The 25,868-nt window shown below is 70.0% G+C and carries 27 protein-coding genes; 7 read left to right on the top strand and 20 right to left on the bottom strand.

The window, feature by feature from the left end:
• The 3 genes from CYFUS_RS16460 (at nt 1) to CYFUS_RS16450 (ending at nt 2,718) form a co-directional block, all read left to right on the top strand.
• Nucleotides 1–1,425 carry a complex I subunit 1/NuoH family protein gene (locus CYFUS_RS16460; RefSeq protein ID WP_095986091.1) on the top strand — a complete coding sequence of 475 codons (1,425 nt, stop codon included), beginning with the start codon at nt 1–3 and terminating at the stop codon, nt 1,423–1,425.
• Between the two features lie 18 nt (nt 1,426–1,443).
• Complete coding sequence (locus tag CYFUS_RS16455; protein ID WP_095986090.1) at nt 1,444–2,205, top strand: NuoI/complex I 23 kDa subunit family protein; 762 nt, start codon at nt 1,444–1,446, stop codon at nt 2,203–2,205.
• A 153-nt stretch (nt 2,206–2,358) separates the two neighbouring features.
• Nucleotides 2,359–2,718 (top strand): (2Fe-2S) ferredoxin domain-containing protein, encoded by a 360-nt coding sequence (locus CYFUS_RS16450; RefSeq protein WP_071898634.1) that lies wholly within the window; start codon nt 2,359–2,361, stop codon nt 2,716–2,718.
• A 7-nt stretch (nt 2,719–2,725) separates the two neighbouring features.
• On the opposite strand, the gene CYFUS_RS16445 is transcribed toward CYFUS_RS16450, so the two are convergent.
• From CYFUS_RS16445 to CYFUS_RS16405, 9 genes are all read right to left on the bottom strand, one after another.
• A complete protein-coding gene (locus CYFUS_RS16445) occupies nt 2,726–5,299 on the bottom strand; it encodes an adenylate/guanylate cyclase domain-containing protein (RefSeq protein ID WP_095986089.1) in 2,574 nt (857 codons plus the stop codon).
• Nucleotides 5,300–5,359: 60 nt separating this feature from the next.
• The gene (locus CYFUS_RS16440; protein WP_332468376.1) at nt 5,360–6,322 is read right to left on the bottom strand and encodes a hypothetical protein; all 963 of its coding nucleotides are present in this window, start codon (nt 6,320–6,322) and stop codon (nt 5,360–5,362) included.
• Nucleotides 6,323–6,432: 110 nt separating this feature from the next.
• The gene (locus tag CYFUS_RS16435; RefSeq protein WP_095986088.1) at nt 6,433–6,708 is read right to left on the bottom strand and encodes a YtxH domain-containing protein; all 276 of its coding nucleotides are present in this window, start codon (nt 6,706–6,708) and stop codon (nt 6,433–6,435) included.
• 50 nt (nt 6,709–6,758) lie between these two features.
• Nucleotides 6,759–7,196 (bottom strand): hypothetical protein, encoded by a 438-nt coding sequence (locus CYFUS_RS16430; protein ID WP_095986087.1) that lies wholly within the window; start codon nt 7,194–7,196, stop codon nt 6,759–6,761.
• Between the two features lie 35 nt (nt 7,197–7,231).
• A complete protein-coding gene (locus CYFUS_RS16425; protein WP_002623558.1) occupies nt 7,232–7,432 on the bottom strand; it encodes a hypothetical protein in 201 nt (66 codons plus the stop codon).
• A gap of 54 nt (nt 7,433–7,486) precedes the next feature.
• Entirely contained in the window at nt 7,487–7,708 is a 222-nt protein-coding gene (locus CYFUS_RS16420) for a DUF3618 domain-containing protein (protein ID WP_095986086.1), read from the bottom strand.
• Complete coding sequence (locus CYFUS_RS16415; RefSeq protein ID WP_232537605.1) at nt 7,698–8,105, bottom strand: phage holin family protein; 408 nt, start codon at nt 8,103–8,105, stop codon at nt 7,698–7,700. Before CYFUS_RS16415 ends, CYFUS_RS16420 begins: the two co-directional genes overlap by 11 nt.
• Nucleotides 8,106–8,207: 102 nt before the next feature.
• Nucleotides 8,208–9,008, bottom strand: coding sequence for an endonuclease/exonuclease/phosphatase family protein (locus CYFUS_RS16410; RefSeq protein ID WP_095986085.1), 801 nt, complete (start codon nt 9,006–9,008; stop codon nt 8,208–8,210).
• Between the two features lie 16 nt (nt 9,009–9,024).
• Nucleotides 9,025–9,315 carry a hypothetical protein gene (locus CYFUS_RS16405; RefSeq protein ID WP_157758477.1) on the bottom strand — a complete coding sequence of 97 codons (291 nt, stop codon included), beginning with the start codon at nt 9,313–9,315 and terminating at the stop codon, nt 9,025–9,027.
• 426 nt (nt 9,316–9,741) lie between these two features.
• Here CYFUS_RS16405 and CYFUS_RS16400 point away from each other — a divergent pair, with 426 nt between their 5' ends.
• Nucleotides 9,742–10,653 carry a M23 family metallopeptidase gene (locus CYFUS_RS16400; RefSeq protein WP_095986083.1) on the top strand — a complete coding sequence of 304 codons (912 nt, stop codon included), beginning with the start codon at nt 9,742–9,744 and terminating at the stop codon, nt 10,651–10,653.
• On the opposite strand, the gene CYFUS_RS16395 is transcribed toward CYFUS_RS16400, so the two are convergent.
• From CYFUS_RS16395 to CYFUS_RS16345, 11 genes are all read right to left on the bottom strand, one after another.
• Nucleotides 10,607–11,395 (bottom strand): enoyl-CoA hydratase/isomerase family protein, encoded by a 789-nt coding sequence (locus tag CYFUS_RS16395; protein ID WP_095986082.1) that lies wholly within the window; start codon nt 11,393–11,395, stop codon nt 10,607–10,609. The two genes, CYFUS_RS16400 and CYFUS_RS16395, sit on opposite strands and share 47 nt — an antisense overlap.
• A complete protein-coding gene (locus CYFUS_RS16390) occupies nt 11,338–12,051 on the bottom strand; it encodes a TetR/AcrR family transcriptional regulator (protein ID WP_095986081.1) in 714 nt (237 codons plus the stop codon). The genes CYFUS_RS16395 and CYFUS_RS16390 overlap by 58 nt, the downstream gene beginning before the upstream one ends.
• A gap of 91 nt (nt 12,052–12,142) precedes the next feature.
• Entirely contained in the window at nt 12,143–13,684 is a 1,542-nt protein-coding gene (locus CYFUS_RS16385) for a hypothetical protein (RefSeq protein WP_095986080.1), read from the bottom strand.
• A 128-nt stretch (nt 13,685–13,812) separates the two neighbouring features.
• A complete protein-coding gene (locus tag CYFUS_RS16380) occupies nt 13,813–14,163 on the bottom strand; it encodes a helix-turn-helix domain-containing protein (protein WP_002623549.1) in 351 nt (116 codons plus the stop codon).
• A gap of 73 nt (nt 14,164–14,236) precedes the next feature.
• On the bottom strand, nt 14,237–16,786 hold the full coding sequence (locus CYFUS_RS16375; RefSeq protein WP_095986079.1) for an LPS-assembly protein LptD: 2,550 nt from the start codon (nt 16,784–16,786) through the stop codon (nt 14,237–14,239).
• Nucleotides 16,787–16,800: 14 nt separating this feature from the next.
• Complete coding sequence (locus tag CYFUS_RS16370; RefSeq protein WP_095986078.1) at nt 16,801–18,114, bottom strand: AMIN domain-containing protein; 1,314 nt, start codon at nt 18,112–18,114, stop codon at nt 16,801–16,803.
• A gap of 75 nt (nt 18,115–18,189) precedes the next feature.
• Nucleotides 18,190–19,470: an alpha/beta fold hydrolase gene (locus tag CYFUS_RS16365; RefSeq protein ID WP_095986077.1), complete on the bottom strand. Its 1,281-nt coding sequence runs from the start codon at nt 19,468–19,470 to the stop codon at nt 18,190–18,192.
• A gap of 9 nt (nt 19,471–19,479) precedes the next feature.
• Nucleotides 19,480–20,781 carry a bifunctional folylpolyglutamate synthase/dihydrofolate synthase gene (locus CYFUS_RS16360; RefSeq protein ID WP_198316593.1) on the bottom strand — a complete coding sequence of 434 codons (1,302 nt, stop codon included), beginning with the start codon at nt 20,779–20,781 and terminating at the stop codon, nt 19,480–19,482.
• 21 nt (nt 20,782–20,802) lie between these two features.
• Complete coding sequence (gene accD / locus CYFUS_RS16355; protein ID WP_095986076.1) at nt 20,803–21,648, bottom strand: acetyl-CoA carboxylase, carboxyltransferase subunit beta; 846 nt, start codon at nt 21,646–21,648, stop codon at nt 20,803–20,805.
• A 48-nt stretch (nt 21,649–21,696) separates the two neighbouring features.
• Nucleotides 21,697–22,452 (bottom strand): MBL fold metallo-hydrolase, encoded by a 756-nt coding sequence (locus CYFUS_RS16350; RefSeq protein ID WP_095986075.1) that lies wholly within the window; start codon nt 22,450–22,452, stop codon nt 21,697–21,699.
• Nucleotide 22,453: 1 nt separating this feature from the next.
• Complete coding sequence (locus CYFUS_RS16345) at nt 22,454–23,104, bottom strand: Crp/Fnr family transcriptional regulator (RefSeq protein ID WP_095986074.1); 651 nt, start codon at nt 23,102–23,104, stop codon at nt 22,454–22,456.
• Nucleotides 23,105–23,297: 193 nt separating this feature from the next.
• Here CYFUS_RS16345 and purM point away from each other — a divergent pair, with 193 nt between their 5' ends.
• From purM to CYFUS_RS16330, 3 genes are all read left to right on the top strand, one after another.
• Nucleotides 23,298–24,335: a phosphoribosylformylglycinamidine cyclo-ligase gene (gene purM, locus CYFUS_RS16340; RefSeq protein WP_095986073.1), complete on the top strand. Its 1,038-nt coding sequence runs from the start codon at nt 23,298–23,300 to the stop codon at nt 24,333–24,335.
• Complete coding sequence (purN, locus tag CYFUS_RS16335; protein ID WP_095986072.1) at nt 24,332–24,994, top strand: phosphoribosylglycinamide formyltransferase; 663 nt, start codon at nt 24,332–24,334, stop codon at nt 24,992–24,994. The genes purM and purN overlap by 4 nt, the downstream gene beginning before the upstream one ends.
• A gap of 94 nt (nt 24,995–25,088) precedes the next feature.
• Nucleotides 25,089–25,850, top strand: a complete 762-nt coding sequence (locus CYFUS_RS16330; RefSeq protein WP_095986071.1) for an arginyltransferase — start codon at nt 25,089–25,091, stop codon at nt 25,848–25,850.
• Nucleotides 25,851–25,868 lie beyond the last annotated feature (18 nt).

Raw genomic sequence — 25,868 nt, 5'->3', positions numbered from 1 at the left:
ATGAAGCGCGTTCTCGCCATGCTCACCATGCTCGCCGTCTTCATCGGCCTGTACGCCGTGATGACGGGCGTCGCCTACGTCCTGGGCGGCCTCGTGGAGAAGGAGCTCTTCACCGGCGCCAGCCGGATCGTCAACATGCTCATCCTCATGCTCGCCGTGGTGATGGGCACCGCCGCCCTGCTCACCATGGCCGAGCGCAAGTGGAGCGCGCTGATGCAGGATCGCATCGGTCCGAACCGCGCGCGCATCGATCTGCCCCTGCTGCGCGACACGGCCCTGGGCGGCATCCCCCACTTCCTCGCCGACGGCGCGAAGATGCTGTTCAAGGAGGATCACCTCCCGGCGGCGGCCAACAAGCTGCTCTACAACCTGGGCCCCATGCTGGCCTTCGGGCCGGCGTTCGCCCTGTTCGCCGTGGTGCCCTCGGGCCCCAGCGTGTCGGTGTTCGGCCAGCACGTGGACATGGTCGTGGCCACGCCCGACTTCGGCATCCTCTACGTGTTCGCCATCGCCTCGCTGGCGGTGTACGGCACGTCGCTCGCGGGCTGGTCCTCCAACAACAAGTTCGCCCTGCTCGGCGGCGTGCGCGCCTCCTCGCAGATGATCTCCTACGAGGTCGCGCTCGGCCTGTCGCTGGTGGGCCTGATGATGGCCTTCTCCACGGTGCAGCTGCCCGCCTTCGTGGGCAACGTGGCCAATGAGCTCGGCCTGGGCGGCGAGGCCACGGGCCAGGCGCGCTACCTCTGGTCCACGAACGTGGGCGGCTTCGACATCGGCATCCCCGCGTGGGGCTTCCTCCTGCAGCCGCTCGGCTTCTTCATGTTCTTCGCCGCGGCCTTCGCCGAGACCAAGCGCGCCCCCTTCGACAGCCCCGAGGGCGAGTCGGAGATCATCGGCTACTTCGTCGAGTACTCGGGCATGAAGTTCGGCCTGTTCATGATCTCCGAGTTCGTGGAGGTCGTGATCCTCGCCGGCATCATCACCGCGTTGTTCTTCGGCGGCTACCACCTGCCCTTCGGTGGAGAGTGGCTGTCCAACCTGCCCGTCATGAAGGAGCATGGCTGGCTGTACGGCACCATTCTCGGCACGGTGTTCTGGGTGAAGACGCTGTTCTTCATCTGGTTGCAGCTGATGATCCGCTGGTCCTTCCTGCGCTTCCGCTACGATCAGATCCAGACGCTGGGCTGGAAGATCCTCCTGCCGCTGGGCCTGATCAACGTGTTCGTCACGGGCGCGCTCATCCTCTGGGATCCCTCGCTGCGCTACCTCGCCCTCTTCGGCATGTTGCAGATCGGCGTGCTGGTGGCCCTGACGACGTCCTCGGCCTCGAAGGAGGAGGACACGCACGGCACCGGGCTGGCGGCCCCGTCGGCGCCCACTTCGGCCGGAGTGCACGCGCGTGCCTCCACGGCCTCCTCGCACTAGTCGGAGCGAACAGTCACCATGGCTTACAACGCATCCCAGGATCCCCGCACCGACATCCGCGAGCGGACCTATCTGCCGGAGCTGCTCCGCGGCCTGGCCATCACCACCCGGCACTTCCTCCGCAACCTCTTCGGGACGCGCGAGACCCAGACGCCCTTCGAGGAGCGCACCGGCACCAGCCTGGTGACCACGGTGCAGTACCCCGAGGAGAAGATCCCCTATCCCCCGGGCTACCGCGGACTGCACCGGCTGGTGCCGCGCGACGATGGCAAGCCGCGCTGCGTGGCCTGCTACATGTGCGCCACCGTCTGCCCGGCCCAGTGCATCTACATCGAGGCGGGCGAGTACCCGGTGGACTCCGCGGATCAGAGCTCGCGCGTCATCGAGAAGTACCCCACCCAGTTCGTCATCGACGAGCTGCGCTGCATCGTGTGCGGCCTGTGCGTGGAGGCGTGCCCCAAGGACGCCATCCGCATGGACACGTACGTGCACACCCCGCCCGAGTACAACCGGCAGGGCTTCGTCTACGACATCCCCAAGCTGCTCAAGGGGCCCGCGGTGTCCCACCCGTCGGATCCCTGGAACAAGCGCTCGGACTCGAAGCAGCCGGCCCACGCGCACAAGGAGGCCCACACCCGCATCGGCGAGGGCCACGATCACGGCCACCCGGCCCATGCGCAGGCGCTGACCTCGGGCCACGCGGAGCCGGCTCCCGTCGCCAACGGCCGCACCGTCGTCTCCAACGACGGCCCCGTGCCGGTGACGAAGTTCCTCAAGTAGTCCCCAGGCGTCCAGAGGCGCCCTCCGCCGGCCCGCCCCCTCCGCCCTCGCGCGGCGGACGGCGGGCCGGTGTCATTCCAGCCGTGCGCAGCCCCTCGCCGGCCGCACGGCCCTTTCCCCCACCTCGGCAACTCCCATAGGGTGGGCCTTCCTATGAAGCGCTACCGCCTCTCCGTGTGTAAGGGCTCGAGTTGCAAGGCCGGTGGCTCCGACGCCGTGGCCCAGGCCGCCCGCGAGGAGCTGTCCGCCCGCTCCCTCCAGCCGCGCTGCGAACTCTACCGCGGGGGCTGCTACGGCTTCTGTCACATGGGGCCCAACGTCGTCATCCGCGAGGAGACGGGCCGCAAGAGGGATCCCCTCTCGCCCGAGGACTACCAGCTCATGGGCTGGGAGGGCGAGGCGTACTACTCACACATGACGCCGGAGAAGATGCGGCGCGTGGTGGCCGAGCACATCGCTCAGGACAAGCCCGTCATCGAGCTGTTCGGCCACCCCGAGGAAGCGGAAGGCTAGCGCCGGCTCACGGCCCTTCGAGCACGAACACGCCGTCCCAGTCCTCCGCCGGGCGCTTCTGGGCGAAGACGCGGCAGCGCTCGATGTAGACACGCGCCACCGGATCCTGGAACTCCTCCACGCTCCGGGTGAACAGCGCCAGCGCCTCGTCGAAGCGCCGCTCGTGGTACGCGGTGAGCGCCTGCTCGTGCAGCGACAGGTGGGCCTGGGCCGCGGCCTGCACCTCGCCCTTGCGGCCCACCAGCTCGTGCAGACGCGTGGACTCGGTGCGCCCCTTGGGGCGGACCCGATCCACCTCGCGGAAGACGTAGCCGTCCTGGGCCAGGCGCGCCACGCCGTCGCCCACGAGCACGAAGGTGCCGTAGCCGCGGTTGAGCCCCTCCAGGTACATGGAGAACTTCACCGAGCGGCCCAGCACCGAGTACTTCGACTCGAGCGCGCTGCCCATGCCGCCCACCAGCACCTCGCCGCTGTCGATGCCGATGCGGCACTGCACCGCGTGGCCGTACGTCTTCGTCCAGTACTCCTGGCGCGCGAGCAGCGTGGAGCGCACCACCAGGGCGGCCTCGCAGGCGTGGTGGGCGTGGCGCTCGGTGCGCACGGGCGCGCCCCAGAAGGCCATCACCGCGTCCCCCATGTACTTGTCCACCTGCCCGCGCGTGGCGCGCACCACGTCCGTCACTTCCGTCAGGTACTCGTTGAGGAACTGCACGAGCCGCTCGGGGGGCAGCTCGCCGGACAGCCGCGAGAAGCCGTCCAGGTCGCAGAAGAAGACCGTCACCTCGCGCAGCTCCGGACGGGTGAGCTGGCGCAGGTCGCGCGTGACGAGCCGCGCCACCTCGGGGCTCACGTAGCGGCCGAGCACGTCGGTGATGAAGTGGCGCAGCTGCTGCTCGCTGCGCGAGGCCTGGACGATGGTGAAGAGGAAGGTGAGGCCCATGGCCAGCAACGGGCCCACCATGGCCACCCACAAGAGCCGGTGGACGAAGACGTACCAGGCCCCCACGGCATAGCCCACCCCCACCGCCGCCATGACGAACAGGTACAGGAACGCGTCCCCCGAGGAGCGCAGGCCCCGGTTGACGGTGAGCGCGACGAAGGCGCCCAGAAGCGCCATGCCGAGCGTCAACCCCAGGTCCCACCGCCGCGTGGCGCGCGAGAGGCTCTCGGACTGCAACAGGTTCACCAGCGACTGCGCGAGCACCGCGCCCGTGGGCGTGTGCTCGCCAATGGGGGTGTGCAGGAAGTTCATGGCCCGGCGCGAGGTGTTGCTGAAGACGATGAGCCGACCGTCGATGTCGTGGGCGGCGCGCGGCGGCACCCCCTCGCTCACGGCGAAGAAGTTGAGCAGCACGTTCCACGCGGGAATGGCCCGGGCCACCGAGCCGCGCGAGCCGCGCCCCACCTCCGCCGCGTCCCAGCGGATGAGGCTGTAGCCGGACTCGTCCATGGGCAACGAGAAGCGCTCGCCCACGTACAGCCGCCCGTCCGCGTAGCGCAGCTCGCGCGTGTTCGCCTGGAGCATCGCCGCCACCAGGGGCATGGAGGGCAGCACGTGCCGGTTGCCGTCCCGGCTGCGGTAGCTCACCAGGTGCGGCACGGCCCGCACCACGCCGTCGGGATCCGCCGGCAGGGTGATGGCGCCATAGAGGCTCGCCGCGCCGAGCAGCGGCGCCACCGGGTGCTCCACCTGCCGCACCTCCGCCAGCTGCGACGCGTCCAGCCCCTCCACCTTCACCTCGGCGAGCGAGATGAAGAGCTCGAGTGGCCCCACCCGGTACACGTCGTCGGAGATGCGCCGCTCCTGGATGCGCGGGGGCTCGCGAACACCCTGCGCCAGTGCCACCCGCTGGCCCTCCTGCTCGCTGGCCACGCCCGCCCACACCTCCACCCCGTCCTTGCCGGGCAGGAGGAACGCCGGGCGCTGGTCGGCGAGGATCTTCTGCACCCGGCCACGTGCCTCGGCCTCGGTGGGTGAGGTGCCGAGCCGGACGCGGTACGGCCACAGCCGGCTGCCCGGCGGCACGCCCCGATCCGCGGACCACGAGAAGGCCAGCACCGACTTCCGGGGGACCTCGTCCAGGAGCGAGCGGAACACCCGGTCATCGTCCCGCTCCTCCTGGCCCGGCGCGCCCGGCAAGAGGGGGGCGCGGGGACTGCGCTCCGTGAAGGGCAGATCGAGCAACACCAACTCGGCGCCCTCGTCGAGCAGCCGCTTCGTCAAGCCCCCGAGGATCTCCCGGGACCAGGGGTAGGAGTCGATGCCCGCGTGCTCGTCCTGGCGCGCCTCGGCGAGCGTCTCGTCGTCGAGCGCCACCACCACCACGCGATCCGAGCGCGAGCCCCGCGCGCCCAGCGAGCGCGCGCGCCAGTCATAGGTGACGTTCTCGGCGGCCTGGAGCCACGACGCCGGGCGCGCGAGCAGCGCGAGCGGAGGGGCTTCCTCGGAGAGCCGCGCGCGCGGGACGCGGTAGTAGACGAGCAGCCCGAGGATGACGCCGAAGAGCGTGGCCTGCAGGAGCGAATAGCCGAGCCGTTGCAGGAAGCGGAGGCCGGTGGAGTAGATGGGAAGGCTGCGCACGGGAGGCGCGAAGATAGCGCGTCCCGCCCACGACCCCAGCCCGCAAGAGCACCGGGACGCTCAGCCCGCCTCCACCTCGAGCACGATCTGGCCCTGGAGGTTGAGCCGCAACAGATGCCCGGCGAAGCGCTCGGACTCCTCGCGCGAGAGGATGGCGCGGAACGCACCGCCCTCGGCCACCTCCACCTCCATCACCGGCCCGCGCTGCAGCAGGCGGAAGAAGTCCTCGCCGCCGCCGGGACGGGGCACGAAGACGGGCAGGAAGCCCTTGACGGGCAGCACCTCCCCGGGCGAGCGCAGCCGTGCTTCCAGGGCGGACGGCTCCGGACGCACCTCGTGGGGCGCCACCCCCTCCTCCGCGTAGAGCGGCGCGGGCGGCAGCGACACGTCGTCCGTGGAGTCGTCGAAGAGAAAGCCGTGGCGCGAGGGGATGCGCCCGGTGAAGAGGTAGAGCAGGAGCACGGGGGTGTCCCCGCTCACGCGCTCCACGTGGAGGACGGCGCGCGTGGCGCCCACCTTGCGCAGCAGCAGGCGCAAGCGCGGAGGCGCCGCGGCCAGGTGGCGCCGCACCCGCTCCCTCACCGTGGTGCGCCACTCCTCGAAGGCGGAGAGGTGGCGCTGCTCGCTGTCGGCCTGCTCCCGCGCGAGCGCCTCCTTCGCCCGCGCCAGCTTCTGCTCCGCCTGTCCGAGGAAGTCGCGCAGGGGGCCCTCCCCGGCCACGAGCGCCGACCCCGCGGGCGCCGCTTCCACCGCGGCCGGCTCCACCGCGGCGCCCTGCTGCGTCGAGGCCTGCCGGACCGCGCCCACCAGGAACGAGCCCTGTTGATCCAGCCGCTCGAACTCCCGCTGGTAGTGCTCGCGCTCGGCGAGGAATTCCCGCCGCGACTCGCTCCACGCGTCGTAGGCGGACTCCAGCGTTTCCAGGCCATGGGTCCGGGCCAGGAGCCGCTCCTGGGCGGGGGATACCCGGGGCAGCTCCCTGGGGGTATCCCGGCGAGGCTCTTCGTCGTCGCGCGATGTCACGCCCTGACCTTTCGCATGAAAAAGCCCGAGGGGCGACCCGCTTCGAGCGGATCGCCCCTCCCATGGCCGCCAGCCGGGTGGCGCTGGCGGCGTCCGGACGTGCCTGGACGTCAGACGTTGCGGGTCGCGGCCTCGGTGCGGCTCTGGCCGGTGGCGTTGGCCAGGGCGTCCTGGCCCTCGCGCAGGCGGTTGCGCAGGTCATCGCGCAGCTGGGCGCCGGGCTTGGGGGCGATCAACAGGCCGAGGCCCGCGCCCAGCAGGATGCCCACGGAGAAGGCGCCCAGGGTGGGCAGCAGCCAATCCGCGGGACCCTTCTTGGTCTCCAGCCCGAGCAGATCGAGCACATCATCCTTGCTGAAGTTCTTCAGATCACTGGCATTGAACATGGGGGGCTCCGTATGCGGCGAGAGGAAGAAACGGATGAAACCTACGGCTCCTAGTGGCCCTGGGAACGCGCCGGGCCGCCCGAGGGCGAGCCCTGCATGTCCGCCACCCGGCTGGCGCCCGCCTCGACGCCGCGCATGGCGGCCTCGGCGATGCCGAGCAGCTCGTCCTTGACCATGGGCAGCGCGGCCAGCCGCACGCCCAGGCGCAGCAGCCGCCCGGTGGTGCGGGTGAACAGCCCGCCTCCCAGCACATAGCCCACGCCCACGGCGGCGGCCACCATCAGGTACGGATGGCGCTCCACGCGGCCAGCCAGGTCCATGGAGTCACGCAGGTCCGTCACCGCGCCGCGCGCGTTGTCCCACAGGTGCTGGGCGTCCGAGCCGATCTGATCCACCCGCTGGCCGAATCCCGAGCCCTGGTTGTTGGAGGACTGGCCACCGTTGCCCGAGGGACCGCCGTCGCCAGAGCTGCTCTGGAAGGTCGTCATGTCAGAACTCCGAGTCGTCGAGGAAGAGGCACGGGTTAGCGGCGCGAGGCGATGCGTCCGATGATGAAGCCCACGGCCACGGCGCCCAGCAGGCACGTGCCCGGGTTGGCGCGGATGAAGCTCACCGTGCGCGCGTTGAGATCCTCCAGGTTGCGCCGCGCCTCGTCGATCTGCGGCAGCACGTTGTCCTGGATCTGACGGGCCTTGTCCTGCAACTGCTGGGAATTGATGTTCATGGAAGCGCCTTCCTCGTGAAAGGTGTCGGGGTTGGTTCTGAAAGGTGGGGCGTGTCAGCGCCGTTGGCTATTGCCGATGACGAATCCGATGAAGAAAGCCGCGCCCACGCACGCCAGGGGCCGGCGCATCACCCACTCGCGCCAGTCGGTGCGCCAGGCGACCTCCTCGCGCAGGGCGCTCACGGAGTGACTGAGCTCGGCGCGGGTGCGCTCGATCTCCGCGCGGATCTCCTCGGGGGTGCGCGGCGTGGCGCGCGCCTTGTGCTCAGCGGCCATGAGGACCCTCCGACTGAGCGAGCGCCGTCACACTGCGATTGAGTTCGTTCTTCGTTTCGTCCATGACCCGATGTGCCTTGAGGCGGGCGGCCGAGCGGGACACGCCCACGATTCCGCCCACGAGGTTGAGTCCGCCCACCAGCGCGAGCGACCCGGCGAAGCCCAGCCAGTTCGCCAGCGCCACGGCGAGCGCCGCGCACAGGAAGCCGTAGCCCACCAGCACGAAGGGGACGAAGGCGGCGAGGCGCGCCAGATCCGAGCCCACCAGGCGCGCGTCCTCCACCAGCTCCGCGCGCGCCAGCGTCAGGTGCTGCGACACCAGCCGGGTGAGACCATCTGTCAACCTCGCGACGAGCGGGCCCAGCCCACGCTCCGTCTGTTCGCTACTCACAGCCATCTGCTCCCCAGTCGCTCTCATGCGGAGGCTGCAACCTAGGGTGCTCTCGTCATCCGCCACAACCCCGACACACGGCAATGGCGACAATGTGTCCACCGGCCATCAGCTTCGTCCCGCTCGAGCGGCGCCCGGGGCGCCCAGGCCGATGAGCTGCACCGGAGCGGAGTCGGACACCTGGGGCTGAGGCCGCGTCTCGAAGCGCAGCACGAGCGGCAGGTGATCCGAGGCCAGCGCGGACAGCGGGGTGCGGTGGGCCTGGAGCGACAGCGGCCTCACGCCCTCGTCCACGTAGATGCGATCCAGCCGCAGCAGCGGAAAGCGGGAGGGGAAGGTGCGATCACGGCGCTCCAGCTCCAGGGCCGCGTCGTGGATGGCCTGACGAGCCAGGCCGCGCACCGCGCCGGGCCCCCAATAGTTGAAGTCTCCACACACCACGAGCGGCACGCTGCGCACGGCGTCGCGGAGGATGTCGGAGGACAGCAACAGGGACTCCTGCCGGCGGCGCTCGCGGATGCCCAGCCCCAGGTGCAGGCAGAAGAGGTGCAACTGCTGGCCCCCGCCCAGGTCGAGATCACAGCGCAGGGCGCCCCGGGGCTCGTTGTCGCCCACGCTCAGGTCGTAGTTGCGCGAGCGGAGGATGGGCAGGCGGGAGAGGATGGCGTTGCCGTAGCGGCGGCCAGCGCGCTCCACGTTGGAGCCGAACGCCAGGTGCAGCCCCAACTGCCTGGCCAGGTGCTCGGGGTGATCCTCCCGGGGCGTCAGGCCCCGGTAGTCCCCCACTTCCTGGAGCGCGATGAGGTCCGCGTCGACTTCACGCAGCACCTCCTCCACCCGCTCCAGATCGAAGCGGCCATCCGTCCCGATACCACTGTGGATGTTGTAGGAGACGAGCGTCAGCCCCACGGCGCCCCCGTCCCGCTCAGACCTGGACCAGCCGCAGGCGCGCGGCGGCCATGCGGGCCGCCTCCATGGGCAGGGACAGGAGCCGCCCCGTGGCCCGGGTGGCGTCCTCGATGCCCGACTGGACGGCGCGGAACTGGCGCAGCGCCTCGCTGAACACGTCGCGCAGGCTCTTGCCGCGCTCCACCATCGGCACCTCGGCCAGGGGCAGCGCCCCGATGGGCTGGCCCCGATTGGTCGCCGTGGGCTTGAGGGGTGAATCCGCCGACAGTCCCGCCAACGCCTCGAGCTGCGCGTTCATCGCGCGCACGTGGAACAGCTCCTCTGTCTCCGCGTGGGCACGGCCGTAGTGCGGTGCGGAATCCGACGAACGTTGCGACGCGCGCTTCTCGGACAGGTGCTGCTTGTCCCGGCGGCGAAGACCCCGACTCGGGGTGGACCTGGCAACGGTAAATGGCTCGAAGCGATAAGTACGCGGCATCCGATTATCTCCCCCTCAGAAAACGCCCTGAAAATCCCCTCGAAAACGGATGGACAGAAGCTAGGTCGCCCCCCGGCCGGAGGGAACGATGGCGCAACCGGGGCCCTGCCCGCTCGCCTGTCCTCCTGGAGATGAGACGTGCCCCGCCCGGCCTCCCGGAAGCCGCCCAGGGGGCCGGGCCAGCGAGCGGGGGCCACCGCCCGCCCGTCCTCCCGCGTTGACGCCCCCCCGGCGGCCCGCGCATATCTCCCCGCCGTGCTCAGCCTGTCCTGTCGGCGTCTGCCCCTCGTCCTGCTCGTCCTCGGTCTGTCGGCCTTCGCCGCCGAGCCCTCGCCCCAACTCCTCCTCCAGCCCTCCCGGGCCCGGCCGGGCGACCCGGTCCTCATCACCATGCGCGGGCCGAAGGAGGCACCCACGGGAACACTGGGAGAGCGTCCCTTGCGCTTCTTCGCCGTCCCCGGGGGCTTCGCCGCCCTCATCGGCCTTCCCGTGGAGCAGGTGCCGGGACAGTTGCCGTTGACGGTGCTGGTGGCGGGTGCGCCGGGCGCGGAGCCCACGCGCCTCACCCACATGCTGGACGTGGGGGAGCCCGGTTGGCGCACGCGCACCCTGAAGGTGGCCAACAAGTTCGTGAAGCCCCCACCCGAGGTGGAGGCCCGCATGGAGGCGGATCAGGCCGCCTTCAGCACGGCTTTCGCGCAGCCCTTCGCCGACCCCCTCTTCGACAAGGCCTTCGTCCTGCCGCGCAAGGCGCGCGTCACCGCGCCCTATGGAGACCTGCGCACCTTCAACGGGCAGAAGCAGAGCCAGCACTTCGGCACGGATCTCTCCGGGGGCACGGGCACGCCCGTCTCCGCCGCCAACGGGGGCACGGTGGTGATGACGCGCGACAACTACGCCGCGGGCAACACGGTGCTCCTCCACCACGGAGCCGGCCTCTACACGGCCTACTTCCACCTGTCGGCCATCGCCGTGAAGGAGGGCGAGCGCGTCAAGCGCGGACAGCTGCTCGGCAAGGTGGGCAACACGGGCCGCGTCACCGGGCCCCACCTGCACTGGGGCGCTCGCATCGACGACCTGTGGGTGGACCCCACGACGCTGCTCCAACTCCAATTCACCGCTAGCGATCGTTCCACTTCGGGGGCCGCTTCTCGCGAAACGCGCTGATGCCCTCGGCGGCGTCCTCGGCGAGCACGTTGAGCGAGAGCTGCGAGGACAGGTACTCGAGCGCGGCGGGCAGGGGCAGATCCTCGGCGGTGAAGAAGGCCCGGCGGCCCAGGGCCAGCACCGCCTGGCTCTTGCCGGCGAGCTTGCCCACCAGCTCGGCCACCGAGGCCTCCAGTCCCTCCGCGGGCACCACGCGGTTGAGCAGGCCCAGCCCGAGCGCGTCGCGCGCCGACAGCCGCTCGCCCGTGAGCACCATCTCCAGGGCGCGCTTGCGGCCCACGTGCCGGTGCAAGAGCGCCATCATCATCATGGGGAAGAGCCCCACGTCGATCTCCGGCGTGCCCAGCTCGGCGTGCTCGGCGGCCACGGCCAGGTCGCACGCGAGCACCAGTCCCAGGCCTCCCGCGAGCGCATGCCCGTTGACGCGCGCCACCGTGGGCTTGCGCACGTCCTGCAGGCGCAGCAGCAACTGGCCGTAGGCGCGGCGCCCCTCGTGCGTGGCGAGAAAGCCCCCTTCCCCACCGAGCTGCCCGAGATCTCCCCCGGCGCAGAACACCCGCTCCCCCGCGCCCGTGAGCACCACCACGCGCACCGTGGGGTCCGCCTCGGCGCGAGTGAGTGCCTCGAGCAGGCCGTGCAGCACCTCGGGGGAGAGCGCGTTGCGCGCCCGCTCCCGGTGGATGATCAGACGCGCTTGCCCACCTTCGGCTTCGTACCGGACGACGGACTCTCCTGCTTCCATGACGTCTCCGTGAGCGGGGCGGAGCTGGGAAGCACGCCGCGCAGAAAGGACTCGGCGATCTGCACCTTCGCCCGGTCCAGGGCCTCGGGGCTGCGGTCTTCCATCAACCCGGACACGAAGGCGGTGAGTCCCATTTCGATGGCGCCGCACAGGAGCGAGGCGCAGAGCATGGGATCCAGCTCCGGGCGCAGCTGCCCGGCGGCCTGGGCGCGAGCGAACATGTCCGCCGCCATGCGGATGACGTCCAGGAAGGCCTGCTGCCGGCTGGCGACATGGCCGCCCGCGGGACTGCGGGCGATCTCCAGGATGAGCACCTTCACCGCGCGGGGATCCACGCGGTAGGCCTCGAAGGCCACGTCGGCGATGCCGCGCACCTTGGCCTCGAGCGAGCTGCTCTCCTCCTCGGCCACCGCGCGGATGCGCGAGACGAAGCCGCCCCAGCCCGTCTCGGCGACGGTCTCGAGCAGCTCGTCCTTGTTCTTGAAGTAGTGGTAGACGAGGCCGTAGGCCACGCCCGCCTCACGTGCCACGTCGGCGATGCGACAGCCGTGGTAGCCCTTGCGGGCGAACACGTCGATCGCCGCGCGCAGGATGGTGTGGCGGCGCTCGTTCTCCCGGCTCCCTGCCTCCACCGACTTGCTCTGCCGCTGACTCACGCGCTGTCTCTCCCCGGCGGATGATTCCGCCATCGGCCGGGGAGACGGTACGGACGAGGGAGCCCGGGGTCAATGCCCTTGGCGGGCCGCGTCACTTCAGGAAGTCACCCGCCACCGGAGGCGCCTCGACCGGAACGGCGTAACCATCCACGGGCGAGGCCGTGAAGGAGCACCGGGCCGTGACCGACCACTTGATGGTGTTGGCGGGGTAGTCCGGCGCGGTCGTATTGGTGGGATCGCGCACATCCTTGATGACGTAGCGCAGCGCGGTATAGGGCGGGTAGGTCAGGGCCCTGCCCGTGGTCAGCTTGCTCACCTCCACGGGGCCCACCGCGCCCGCCTCGCACCCGTCATCATCCCCGTTGCGCGCGATGCTGTTGAACCAGGGGTCCGCGACGATGAACTCGGCGAGCATCTGGCCGAACTTGTCCAGTTTGTTCCCCGTGGCCGGGGTGATCGGATTGACCACGGGCCGGGGATTGCGGGCAATCGTCGCGCGATCATCCGCGTGCGGAACGCCCGTCCACAGGATGCGCTCCTGGACCCAGATGAGCGTGACGGGATCGAACGTGCCGTTCTTGCCATCCCACTGGCCATTGCCGTTGGCGTCGACGTAGCGCTCGCCTGCGTCCCAGGTGCCGTTGTCGTTGTTGTCGACGAAGGGCTCGGTGAGATCGACGAAGGGCTCGCCCTCGTCCCAGGTGCCGTTGTTGTTGCGGTCGTCGAACGCCTCCTCGCCCGAGGTGACGGCGATCATGCTGACCAGGTTGTCGCGCGGGTTGTTGGTGAGCGCGACGCCCTTGGTGTCCTTGCGGATGGGATCCGGCCGGCGCGGCTCCACGCCGGTGCCCTCGACGCCGAAGTTCTTGACCGGATCCTCCACCCACTGGAACGGGTGCATCCACAGCGGCGCGAGGTACTCGCCCGTGTGGGTCAGGTCATTGACGGGAGTCCAGGAGAAGGTGCCTGGCGCCACGTCGTCCGGCAGCGGCAGCGACGTCTTGTAGAGGACCTTGGCGTTGCCCACCACGTCGGTGACGCTGACGGAGCTGGGGCCGATGGTGCCCGCCTCGGTGAGGAAGGACACCTGGGCGCCGGCGATGCCATCGCCGTTGCGATCCGCCACGTGGGCGATGCAGTCGAGCTTCACGCCGGCGATGAGGTGACGCGTATCGTCATAGGCGTTGATGGCGTGCACACCACCCGAGCCCTCGCCGGAGAGGGTGCCGCACTGGAAGGTGAACTGGCGCGAGGTGGAGTTGGAACCGGCGAAGGTGACGGCCGGGCTGATGGCCGACTTGTCGCCCACCCGAGCGATCACCACCACGGACGACACACGGCCGCCCTTGGCCACCACCTGGGTGGAGGCGATGCCGTTGCTCACGTCGGTGGCGGCCACCGTGGGGTTGAGCTCCACCCCGGGCACGGGTGCCTGGACCTCGAAGTTGATCTGCACGCCGGCCTGCGGCAGACCTCTCGAGTCGATGGCGCGAAAGCGCAACGTGGTGATCTCCCCCAGCCGGGGCTGGGCAGGAGACTGGTCCACGAATTCCAATGTAGCGGGCTGCGGAGAAGAGCAGGCCGCGAGCAGCCCTGTCGTGAGCGCCACGAACGTGGCGAGACCCAAACGCATCTGAAGAAGGCTCCGGGGCAGAGGGAATGAAGACCACGCGACAGTGACGCGCAGCCAACAGTCCCATCTTCCCGGGCCCCCCGGCGTCCCGTCAAGCGACGGGCACCGACTTCAGCAGACGCCCAGGCTCAGGCCACGGAGCCGTTGAACATGGCGCGCGCCACGCCCAGCAGGCGATCCACGTCCCGGGCGGTCAGGCCCCGGGCGCGGGCGAAGTCCGACAACGGCCGCAGCAGATCCTCCGTCTGGGCCGGCGTCTCTTCTGTTCCGGCGAAGAGCTCGCCGAGACTCACGCCCAGGGCATTGGCCAGGGCGGCAAGGGTTTCAACATGGGCGACCCGCTCTCCCCTTTCGATCATCGAAAGAAAGGAGACGCTGATTTGTGCCCGTTCCGCGAGCTCTTCTTGGGTCCAGCGCTCCGGGCGCTGGGTGCGAAGTTCACGAATGCGCTGTCCGATACGTTTTCCGAGTTCCGACACGAAAGACCTCGTCCTCCTCAAAGAGGGGATTTCCTCAGGCAGTGAAGAACTACACACGCACGGCTGTGATTCCTCAACCCCCAGTCCCAAACGTCCCGACTCCGGTCACGGTGAGGTTCAGACCGAACTCGGGGCATGCTTGCCCCCTCGCGAGCCTGGCCAGTCCTTCGACACGCCAGCAGTTACACGCCGGTCCGTAGGATACACCAAATGTCTGCTGTAGGAGAGGGGAGTCGGTGCGTGTTTGAGGCTGCAGGAGCGCCTCGTACCGCAGTCCAATCCCGACGCCGAAGGTCGCCTGGGTCCCCGCTGTGAGGAACTGTGCTCGCTGGGCACTCCTTGGCGCAGGCCCTACGAGGGCATCCAGGCCACGGCGCAGGCGATCCGAGCCCTCGCCCAGCAGATCGTCATACCGGGCATAGAGGTTGGCGTGAGGCACATCCACCCGGAAATCCGCGCTGAGTTGAGTGATTTGCCGGGAGTTCGGGTCATAACGCAGCACCCCCGTGCCGCTGAATCGACCCAGCCGGGCGCTGAGGCGGCCAAAAGTGTCCCGTGCGAGGGGTTGGTCGCTCTCGCTCGGGCCGCCGCCTGGCGAGGGAGCGAACCGGGACAGGTCGAAGCCCTGCCCCACGCTCAGCCGGAGGAGTTCCTCGCGGGAGGAGCCCCGGCGGGTGTGGAGGGTCTGGTTCAACTCCACCACGGCATGGAGGAAGCGGCGCGCCACGCCCGCCGACGTCGAGGGCAGCGCGGAGTCGATCTCATCGTAGGGCTGCCCCGGGCTGTCGGGCAGGGCACCCGGCGAGGGCAGGCCTCCCCAGACGATGGGCACGTAGCGCAGGGTGATGGACGGCTCGATCGAGTGGAGCAGCGAGACGCCGCCCAGCTCGAAGGTGCGTCCGAGACGCGAGTCCAGCACGAGGTCCAGGATGGGATAGCCGCGCTGCGCGGTGCGCCCCGTCACCTCGCCCAGGTAGAAGTCCTGACGCACGGAGAGCGCGGGGGACAGCCGGGCGAAGGAGCCGAGGGCGAAGGAGGAGGACAGGCGGGGAAGCAGATCCACCCGGTCGCGCGCCTCGCGATCGGCGCCATCGAAGATGCCATTGCCCTGGGCCACGTCGGGCTCGCGCACGGTGCCTCCCGGCACCACCCACTGGCCATCGGACTCGAAGTGGCCGTCCAGGCCCTCGTCACCGAAGAGCGACAGCAGGGGAGAGAGCCGGGTGAACTCCACCCGCATGCCCCCGACGAGACGGCTGCCACCGAGTGGCCGCTCGGCGAGTACCCAGCTCAGGGTGGGCAGCTTCTGGAAGGTACGGGGCGCGGCGGTGATGGCCGGGGAGCCCGAAGCCCCGGCGGGCACCGTGGAGCGCCCGAAGAGATCGTAGCCCCAGCGGATGTCCTGGCGCAGGCCCACTTCCAGGCCCACCCACTGGTCCTCGCCCCGGCGGTAGATGACGCCGGAGCTGCTCAGGTACTGGGCCGCGCGGGCCACGATGTCGGCGGTGAGGTCGCGCGTGTAGAACCCATCGGAGATGGCGAAGGCCTCGATGCGGTCGTACCACCCGCCGCCCAGGTCCTGACGGTGTTGCAGGGACGCCTCGCCCCGCAGCCCGCGCGGCGTGCGGAGGAGGTCCCCCGTGTCCGTGAGGAAGAAGCCCGCCGTCACGGGGTTGCGCACGGGCCGCAGATCATAGAGCAGACCGAGGGAGACACGGCCCTCGGTTCCCACGGCGGGCGCGTAGCGGAACTCGGTGAGCAGACGCGGGCCGCGGATGCCATAGCTCTGCGGCTCCTTGCGGGTGATGTCCTGGTTGCCGATGTTCCGCGTGACGTCCACCTCGCCGCCGCCCAGGTAGAAGCCCGGCGAGAGGGTGAGGTCGTAGCTCCGGCCGAGCGTGATGAACACCGGCAGCTCCAGGCCGAAACCGGAGATGGCACTCGACGTGGGCCGGGGGAAGAGCAGACCCGATTGGCGCTCGGACAGGGGCAGGTACAACCAGGGCACCGCGAGCACCGGAACCGAGCGCACGAACACCACGGGCAAGGTGAGCGAGGCATACCGGCCCATCTCCACGCGGGCGCTGCTGGCCTCCACGCGCCAGGAGGGCACGCTCTCCCCGCACAAGCACGGGGCCAGGGCAATTCCCTCCACCTGGTAGGTGTTGTCGCCGGTGCGCTTGATGCGCCTGCCGCTCATCAACACGGGCGTCTCGCCCAGGTCACGCAACTCCTGGGGCGTCTGGGCCTGGAGAAGCTGCTGGGGCGTGACGCCACGCTTCTCCATGAAGAGGCCCCCCTGGACGACGGCCTCGGAGGACTCGAGGTCCACGGACAGCTCGTCCGCCACGGCCGCCATCAGCCCGTTGACGAGCATGACGTTGCCCCGGGCCACGGCCGTCTCGTGGGCCTGATCGTAGGAGATCTCGTCGGCGCGCAGCACGACGGGGCCGGAGCTGAGCACCGCGTGTCCGCGCGCGGTGAGCACTCGCTGCTCCTGCGCGTAGGAGACGTCATCGGCCGCCAGCTGCGCGGTCTCTCCCGTGGGCAGTTGCAGTGGGGTGGACAGGGGCAGCTGTGCCGAGACGAGCAGCACGACCGCCACCGGCATCAGCAGGCTCATGGCCCGCCCCTATATCAACGGGAGGCCGGGCGCTGGAACTCGATCGACAGCTCGTTGCCCTCCTGACGTGTCTCGTAGGGCACCTGCTGCTTGAGCCGGATGGAGACGCGCACCGAGCGCGAGGGGCCCGGGTTGGCGTCCACCGAGGCCACCGCCGTGTTGAAGAAGGAGGTGTCCATCGCGCGGGTGTTGTTCTCCTCGGCGATGACGGTGTTCTCCAGCTCCACCACCACCAGCTTGTCGCCCGCGGGCGAGACGGAGTAGCGCACGGGCTCGTTGGTGCGCACGAAGACGCGCGAGGCCCCCCGCTCCTGCTTGAAGCCCACCAACGTCATCGTCTTGCGGCGCGAGGACACGGAGGGAGGACCCTCCTGTCGTGCCGGTTCCCTCCGGGGCGTCTCCGCCTGGGCGACACGCGCCGCGCGCGCCTCCCGGGCCTCCTCCTGCTGGCGCCGCCGCTCCTCGGCCGCGGCCTGGGCCTCCGACTCCCGGCGGGCCCGATCCTCGGCGGCCTGGCGCCGCTTCGCCTCGGAGGCCTGGGCCTCCGACTCCCGGCGGGCGTCGGCCGCGGCCCGCGCCTCCTCCTGCTGCCGTTGCTTCTCGGCGGCCTGGGTCGCGCGCTCCTGCTGGGCGCGCTCCTCCTCGGTCTTGCGCTCGGCCGCGGCTCGAGCCTCGGCCTGACGCCGCGCCTCCGCCTGCTCCTGCTCGGCGGCCTGGGCCGCGGCGAGTTCCTGCCGCTTGCGCTCCTCCTGCGCCGCCTGGGCGGCCTGGGCCGCGGCGGCCTCCTGCCGCTTCTGCTCTTCCTGTGCCGCCTGTGCCGACGCGCCCGCCTGCTGCGTGTCGGTGCCGGTGGCCGCGGGCGCAGCGTCCGTCGTCGGCGCCGGGCCGGAGGGAGCCGCCGCTTGGGCCGCCGTGCCCCCCGCCACGCTCACCACCAGGGAGTTGCCCCGCGCCTGGATGTCCGTGTCCACCTCGCGCTCGTAGCCGATGAGCACCCGGGCGATGGCCGATTCATCCGAGCCATAGCTCGCCGTGCGGATGGCGGTGATGGTGCCATTGCCCACGGTGATGTCCTCCTTCACGCCGGAGAAGACGGCCTCGGAGATGTCGATGACGAGCCGCGGCGGATCCGTCAGCGTGAAGGTGGTGAAGTTGGGCTTCTTCGTGCCCACGATCTCCACCGTCCCTCCCCTCACGTTCACGCTGGAGATGGAGTTGAGATTGCCCGCGCCCGACTCCTGCGCCAGCGCCCGGGCCGATCCCAGCACGCACGTGATCAAGAGGAGGACGAAGGCACTCGGAGACGACTTGATGGTGGACGAACGCATGACACACCCGACGCTAACACGCGACGTCAAGGCTCCAACTTTTCCCTCGTCCTGAAGCCGCCGGAAACGTCCGCTCTACTTCTCTATCCGGGGCAGCGCGGGCCCGCGCGTACGGTGGGTGCGCGCGTACTCGATGAGGTTCTTGATGTCGTAGCAGATCTGCCGGATGTCGTGCCCCATCGTCAGCTCGAGGTGGCTGTTGCCCTTCACCGGCCGCCAGAGGAGGTACTCGCTCTTGGCCGCGTGGTACACGCTGCGTGTGGACTCCAGCGACGCCAGCGGATCCATGTCCCCGAAGATGATGGCCATGGGGATGTGGATCTTCGAGAAGCCCCGCTTGAAGTCGAACCCCGTGCGGTAGCACACCATCTCCCCGCGGCGGATCCACGAGGCGAACTGCTCCACCACCTTGCGCGGCTCGCGCTCCCCGCCCTCGCGCAGCAGCCAGCGCACGTCCTTGGCGCTGGCGCGCGCCGGATTGCTCAGCCGGTTGATGCGCGTGGTGATGCGGTTGACGAGCGGGTACTCCTCGGCGCGGGCGAGCTGCCGCTCGGCGAACTTCAGCCAGTCATCCACTGGAATGGCGCGGAACTGGCGCTCGCGCGGAGCCTCCTTCGGACTGAGCCACTGGGACAGGCCCTCGTGCAGGGGCGCGACGCCGCGCGCCAGCAACCGCCGGCCCTCGTACCCCACGCGCTCCTCCAGGTTGCGCCCCGCGAACGCCAGGTCGATGCTCGAGCCGATCACTCCCGTCCACATCGACAGCATCCGCAGGAGCATCGTGCCCCGGCCCAGGTCCGCCGCGGAGCCGATGGTGATGAGGCCCTCGAAGTCATCGTGGATGCCCGCGTACCCGTAGCCGAGCATCCCGCCCATCGAGTGGCCGCAGTAGAAGATGCGCTCGCGCCGGGTGATGCGCTTGACGCCCGACACCGCGGCCGGCAGGTCATAGAGAAAGTAGCTGTCGATGTCCCAGCCGTAGTCCAGGTCCGCGGGCAGCGGACGGCGGAAGCGCGCGGCGCGATCCTTCTGGAACTCGATGGAACTCTTGCCGTGGCCGCGCAGTTCCAGGATGTGGATGTCCACACCGAAGAACAGCAGGTTCTTGACGAACTGGCCGCTCGTCCACGCGTGGCGGTTCTGCGAGAAGCCATGAACCAGGAGCAGTGGCTCACCGAACAGGGGCTGCGCGAAGGGCTGCTTGACGGGGCGGTAGCGGGTGATGACCAGAGACCAGCCATCGGCGGTCTCCACGACGTACTTCGTCTTCTGGTAGAGCGACCGGAAGTCGACCTCGTCGACCGTCGGTGTGTGGGGACCCGTTGGAGTCGCCGCTCTCCAATCCGGCAAGCGCATAGGTGTAATCTACGAATGCTGATGCAACGCGCCAAGGTTTCCGCCCCATTTGGCGCGGACCGAGCCCACCAGGAACAGTGAACCCGTACACAGGAGTACGTCCGAGGGTGCGGCTTGGGCGAGTGCCCCCGCGAGCGCCGCGTCCAGGGAGGCGTAGGAGTAGGCATTCTCGCACAAGGCACGGGCCTTGTCGAGGTAGCTCTCGGGAGAGAGCGAGCGTGGGGTGTCCAGCGGCGTCAAGTGGACCGAGGAACAGGCGGGAAGGAGCGCGCGCAACATGGGGCCCCGGTCCTTGTCGGCCACCACACCGAAGACGCAGTGCACCCGGCGCCCAGGATAGAGCGAGCGCAGGCCCTCGAGCAGCACGCCCACCCCCGCGGGGTTGTGTGCGCCATCCAGCAACACGGGGGGCGAGCCACCGAGTTCCTCCAGGCGTCCAGGCCAGCGGGCTCCAGCAAGCCCGGTCCGCAGGGCCTCGGGCGGGACGCGCACGCCCCGCGCGGAGAGTTGCTCCAGCGCGGCCAGGGCCACCGCGGCGTTCTGCCACTGATGCTCGCCCCGCAGGCTGAGGGACAGGCCCTCCAGCGACAGTCCGCTCCCCTCGTAGGCGAGGCCGCCTCCGGGACGCTGCCCCAGGTGGAAGTCACGGCCCTCCAGGAGCACGGGAGCCTGACGCTCCCGGGCCAGACGCTCGAGGACCTCGAGCGCCTCGGGCGCCTGGCGGCTGAGCACCACCGGCACGCCCGGCTTGAGGATGCCCGCCTTCTCCGCGGCGATGGCCCCCAGGGTGTTGCCCAGGTACTCCATGTGATCGAAGGACACCGGGGTGATGGCGGTGACGAGCGGCACACAGGCGCGCGTGGCGTCCAGACGGCCTCCGAGCCCCACCTCCACCACGGCCACGTCCACGGCCTCGCGCGCGAAGTGCCAGAAGGCCACCACGGTGCCGAACTCGAAGTACGTGAGCGAGGTGGCCGCCTCGGGGTGGCGCTCCAGCACCTCGAGGATGCGCTGACCGAAGGTCTCGTCGGAGATCTCCACCCCGTCCACGCGGATGCGCTCGTTGACGCGCACCAGGTGGGGTGAGGTGTAGAGCCCCACCCGGTGGCCCGCGGCGTGGAGGGCCGCCGAGGCGAACGCGCAGGTGCTGCCCTTGCCGTTGGTGCCCGCCACGTGCAGCGCGGGGAAGCGCCGCTCGGGATGGCCGAGCGCCTCCAGGGCCGCCTCCACGCGCTCGAGGCCGAGCTTGATGCTGGAGGGGCTCAGCCGGGAGAAGAACTCCAGGGCCTCGGCGGGCGTCCGGGGGAGCATGGCGCGGCGCGGAAGGGACGACTAGCCGAGCAGCCCGATGATCTGCCCGAGCTTGGCGCGCAGATCCCTGCGCGCGACGATGGCGTCGAGCATGCCGTGCTCCACGAGGAACTCGGAGCGCTGGAAGCCCTCGGGGAGCTTCTGGCGGATGGTCTGCTCGATGACGCGCGGGCCGGCGAAGCCGATGAGCGCCTTGGGCTCGGCGAGCATCACGTCCCCCAGCCACGAGAACGAGGCCGCCACGCCGCCCGTGGTGGGGTGCAGCAGCACGGAGATGTAGGGCTTGCCCACGTTGCGGAAGCGGGCGATGGCCGCGCTCGTCTTGGCCATCTGCATGAGGGAAAAGATGCCCTCCTGCATGCGCGCGCCGCCCGAGGCGGAGAAGACGATGGCGGGGCACTTGAGCTCGTGCGCGCGCTCGAAGACGCGCGTGCACTTCTCGCCCACCACCGAGCCCATGGAGCCGCCCATGAACTCGAACACGAAGCAGCCCACCGACACCTGCTTGCCATCGATGCGCCCCACGCCGGAGATGAAGGCGTCGTTCTCCCCGAGCGCCTTGCGCGTGGACTTCAGCCGATCCTTGTACTTCTTCGAGTCGGTGAACCCGAGCGGATCCTGCGGCTCGAGCTCCTTGTCGAACTCCTCGAAGCTGTCGGGATCCAACAGCGTGGCGAGGCGGGTGCGCGCGGGCCAGGGCAGGTGGTGATCGCAGTGCGGGCAGACGTTGAGGTTCTTCTCCAACTCCTGCCGGTAGAGGATCTCGTCACAGTTCTCGCACTTGGCCCACAGGCCCTGCATGCGGCTGGGGGCTTCGACGGGTTCGGGAGCGGTGGCGATACGGGGCTTCTTCGAGAACCAGGCCATGGGAGGGCCCGGTTAATCCCAACTGCCCGGGGGCCGTCAACTCCCATGCTAGAACTCGAAGGTATCCCCGAGTTCCAGGACCTCGACGGGCATGTCGGCCACTTCCTTCTTCACCTGCTGAACGAAGGCGGGCTTGAGGTGGTAGAGCAGCACGGTGCACCCGTCGCGCTCGAACTTGGCCAGCTCGCTCTTGAGCGTGCGGGGCGTGAGGTGGCCGGAGACGTCGGAGAGTTGCTGCAACGCGTTGGGGAAGCTCGTCTCGATGAGGAGCGCCTTGAGGGTGGGCGTCTGGTTGAGCACCTTCCACAGCTTGTCCGTGGGGCCGGTGTCCCCGCTCATGGCCAGCGACGTGCGGCCCCGGGTGATGACGAAGCCGCAGGACTCCACCGGGTGGTGCACCGGGATGGACTGCACCGTGTAGGGGCCCACCTGGAAGGTGCTGCCGGCGCGGAAGGGCTTGATGCGCAGCACCGGCTCCTTGCGCGTGGGAATGCGCGTGAAGTCCGGCCACAGCGCGTTGTTGAACATGTTGTCGCGCAGCGCCCGGGCGCACTCGCGCGAGGCGTGGATGGTCACGGGCGTGTCGCGCCGGCCGATGATGAGATCGGCCATCAGCGGCAGATCCTTCACGTGATCGAAATGGCTGTGGCCGACGATGATGTCATCGATCTTGCACAGCTGCTCCAGCGACAGCGTGCTCGTGAGCGCGCCCGCGTCCAGCGCGAGCACGTCGTCCACGAGGAAGCACGTGGTGCGGCACGCGGGCAGCTCGCCACCATGGCAGCCAAGGACGTGAAGCTTCACGCTAGAGGTCTCCGAACTTCCACTTCATCTCCAGGTATTGGAGGAAGTCGTGCAGGCGCGCCGTATCCTGCACGGTGACCCTGTCACCCGCGCGCTCCAGCAATCCCGCCCGCTCCAACCTGTCCAACACGTGCCGGATGGCCGGCTCGCCCACGCCGATCTGCTGGGGCATCTCGCGCAGGGGCAGATCGATCTCCATCCCCTCCTCCGTGGGCCGCCCCCGCGTGCGGCACGTCTGGAGCACGTGGTGCACCACGCGGCTGGCCGGATCCGAGTGCAGCAGGTTCTCGATCTGCGCGTCCGCCTCCGACAGGCGCTCGGCCAGCTTCTTGATCATCCGCACGGCGATCTCCGCGTTGCCGCGGATCATCCCCTCGAACGTCTTGGGATCGATCACCAGCAGCTTGGCGTCCTCGCTCACGGTGGCCGTGGCGTTGCGAGGCCGGTTGGAGATGATGGCCATCTCCCCGAAGAACTCGCCGGGCCCGAGCACCGCCAGCATCTTCTCCTCGTCGCGCACGCGCTTGGAGATGGCGATCCGCCCTGATTGCAGGACGAACATCTCCCGACCCGCCTCTCCCTCGCGGAAGAGAACCGTGCCCTTCGAGAACTCCTTGCCAAAACGCTGAAAGAGGGTTTCCTCGGCGCCCATCGCGGAGCCGAGTTAAGCCCTCCCTGTCGACAGGGTCAAATTCAGACTGAGTTCCCCTGTCGTCCCCCCGCCATGTCGCCTGGACGCCTACCCCGGGGAGCCCGAGTGGAAACGGTTCACCGCCCCGAAGAATGAGACGGCGGGCAGGCATGGGCCGAGACAGGGGCGGGGCAAAGCCGGTAGAAGGCGCCGCGTGGGAACGACCTACAAGCAGTCGGGAGTGGACATCGAGGCCGGGGACGCCTTCGTCGAGCGCATCAAGCCGCACGCGGCGCGCACGATGAGGCCGGAGGTGGTGGCGGGAGTGGGAGGCTTTGGAGGCCTCTTCGCCCTGCCGCCGGGGAAGTACCGCGAGCCGGTGCTGGTGGCGGGCACGGACGGGGTGGGCACCAAGCTGAAGGTGGCCTTCCAGGCGGGCCGGCACGGCACGGTGGGCATCGATCTGGTGGCGATGTCGGTGAACGACATCCTCACCTGTGGCGCCGAGCCGCTCTTCTTCCTGGACTACTTCGCCACCGGGCGGCTGGAGGTGGACGCCGCGGCCGAGGTGGTCAAGGGCATCGCCGTGGGGTGCGAGCAGGCGGGCTGCGCGCTGCTGGGTGGGGAGACGGCGGAGATGCCGGGCTTCTACGCGCGGGGCGAGTACGACCTGGCGGGCTTCTGCGTGGGCGTGGTGGAGCGCTCGGAGATCATCGACGGCAAGAGCGTGGCGCCCGGTGACGCGCTCATCGGCCTGACGTCCTCGGGCCTGCACTCCAACGGCTACTCGCTGGCGCGCAAGGTGCTGTTGGAGGACGCGAAGCTCGCCCTGGACGCGGTGCCCGAGGGGCTGGACCGGCCGCTCGGCGACGCGCTGCTGGAGCCCACGCGCATCTACGTGAAGGACGCGCTGGCGCTCATGAAGGCCGTGAAGGTGAAGGGCATGGCGCACATCACCGGCAGCGGCATTCCGGGCAACCTGCCGCGCTGCCTGCCGGACGGCACGCGCGCCGTGCTCGACGAGAAGGCCTGGAAGCGCCCCGCCCTCTTCGAGCTCATCCAGAAGCTCGGAAACGTGGCGCGGGAGGAGATGTACAACACCTTCAACATGGGCCTGGGCCTCATCGCGGTGGTGGCGAAGGAGGACGTGGCGGCGGCGCTGTCGGTGCTCCACGCGCGCGGCGTGGAGGCCAGCGAGGTGGGCCGCGTGGAGGCCGGTCAGGGCGAGGCCACGGCGGTCATCCACCCATGAGTGGCCGCGCGAAGCTGGGCGTGCTGGTGTCGGGCAGTGGCAGCAACCTGCAGGCCCTGCTCGATGCGTGTGCCCGCTCGGACTACCCGGCCGAGGTGGCCCTGGTGGTCTCCAACGTGCCCACCGCCTTCGCCCTGGAGCGGGCGCGCACGGCGGGCGTGGCGGCGCGGGTGTTGGATCACAAGACGTTCGGCTCGCGCGCGGACTTCGAGAAGGCGCTGGGCGACGCGCTGGAGGCCGTCGGCGTCGAGTGGGTGTGCCTGGCGGGCTTCATGCGGCTGCTCGGGGCGGACTTCCTCGGGCGCTTTCCGGGCCGGGTGCTCAACATCCACCCCTCGCTGCTGCCGGCCTTCCCCGGGCTGCACGCCCAGCGGCAGGCCCTGGACAGGGGCGTGAAGGTGGCCGGGTGCACGGTGCACTTCGTGGATCCCGGCATGGACACGGGCCCCATCATCGCGCAGGCGGCGGTGCCCGTGCTCGCCGGGGATGACGAGGCGGCCCTGTCCGCGCGCATCCTCAAGGAGGAGCACCGGCTGTACCCGCTGGCGGTGAAGCTCGCGGTGACGGGCGCGGTGCGGCTGGAGGGCGGACGCGCCGTGTCATCGGTGGGCCCCAGCGTGGACGCGGCGGGCCTGCGCAATCCCGGCGAGCCGGGCTGAACCGAGCGGGGAGGCAACCACCCCCCGGATGACTCGACCGCGCGGGGAGCCCCTGTTAAATCCCAGGGTTCCGTCAACGCGAGCGTGGGCTGTCATGGCGATCATCCTGGGACATTCCGTCGAGCCGCCCGGCGAGTGCAGCTACCTGCCGGATCAGAGCTCCTCGATGGAGCAGTTCGTGATGAAGGACGTGACGCCCGAGGAGTACGAGCGGATGCTCGTGCGCGGCTGGCGCCGCTTCGGCCCCATGTACTTCCGGCCCGCCTGCCAGGCCTGCTTCCAGTGCGTGTCGCTGCGCATCCCCACGGCGACCTTCCAGCCCAACCGCAGCCAGCGCCGGGCCCGCGCCGCGTGCGCCCACCTGCGCGTGGAGGTGGGCCCCCCTCGGGTGGACGAGGAGCGGCTGGCGCTCTACCGGGCCTGGCATGCCGAGCGCGAGCAGACGCGCGAATGGAACGCCTCGCCCATCGGCCCCCGTGAGTACTTCCTCCAGTTCGCCTTCCCCCACCCGTGTGCGCGCGAGGTGGCCTGGTACGACGACACGGCCGAGGGCGGCCCCCGGCTCGTCGGCCTGGGCATCTGCGACGAGACGCTCCGGGCCTGGAGCGCGGTGTACTTCTTCTACGATCCCGCCTACGCCCGGGCCTCGCTGGGCTCGGCCAACGTGGTGTTCCAGGTGGAGCTGGCGCGGGCCCGGGGCATTCCCCACGTGTACCTGGGCTACCGCGTCCAGGAGTGCGCGTCCCTGCGCTACAAGGGAACGTTCCGCCCGCATGAGCTGCTCGAGGGGCGGCCCGACCCGGACGAGCCGCCCCGCTGGACCCCCGCCGACGACTCCGGGGACCCCGTGCCCTGAAGCGCGGGAAAGCACTGC

This window comes from Cystobacter fuscus (assembly GCF_002305875.1).
GTDB classification, from domain to species: domain Bacteria; phylum Myxococcota; class Myxococcia; order Myxococcales; family Myxococcaceae; genus Cystobacter; species Cystobacter fuscus_A.
Note: the sequence above shows the minus strand (reverse complement) of the source record. Positions and strands in the feature narration are given on the sequence as shown.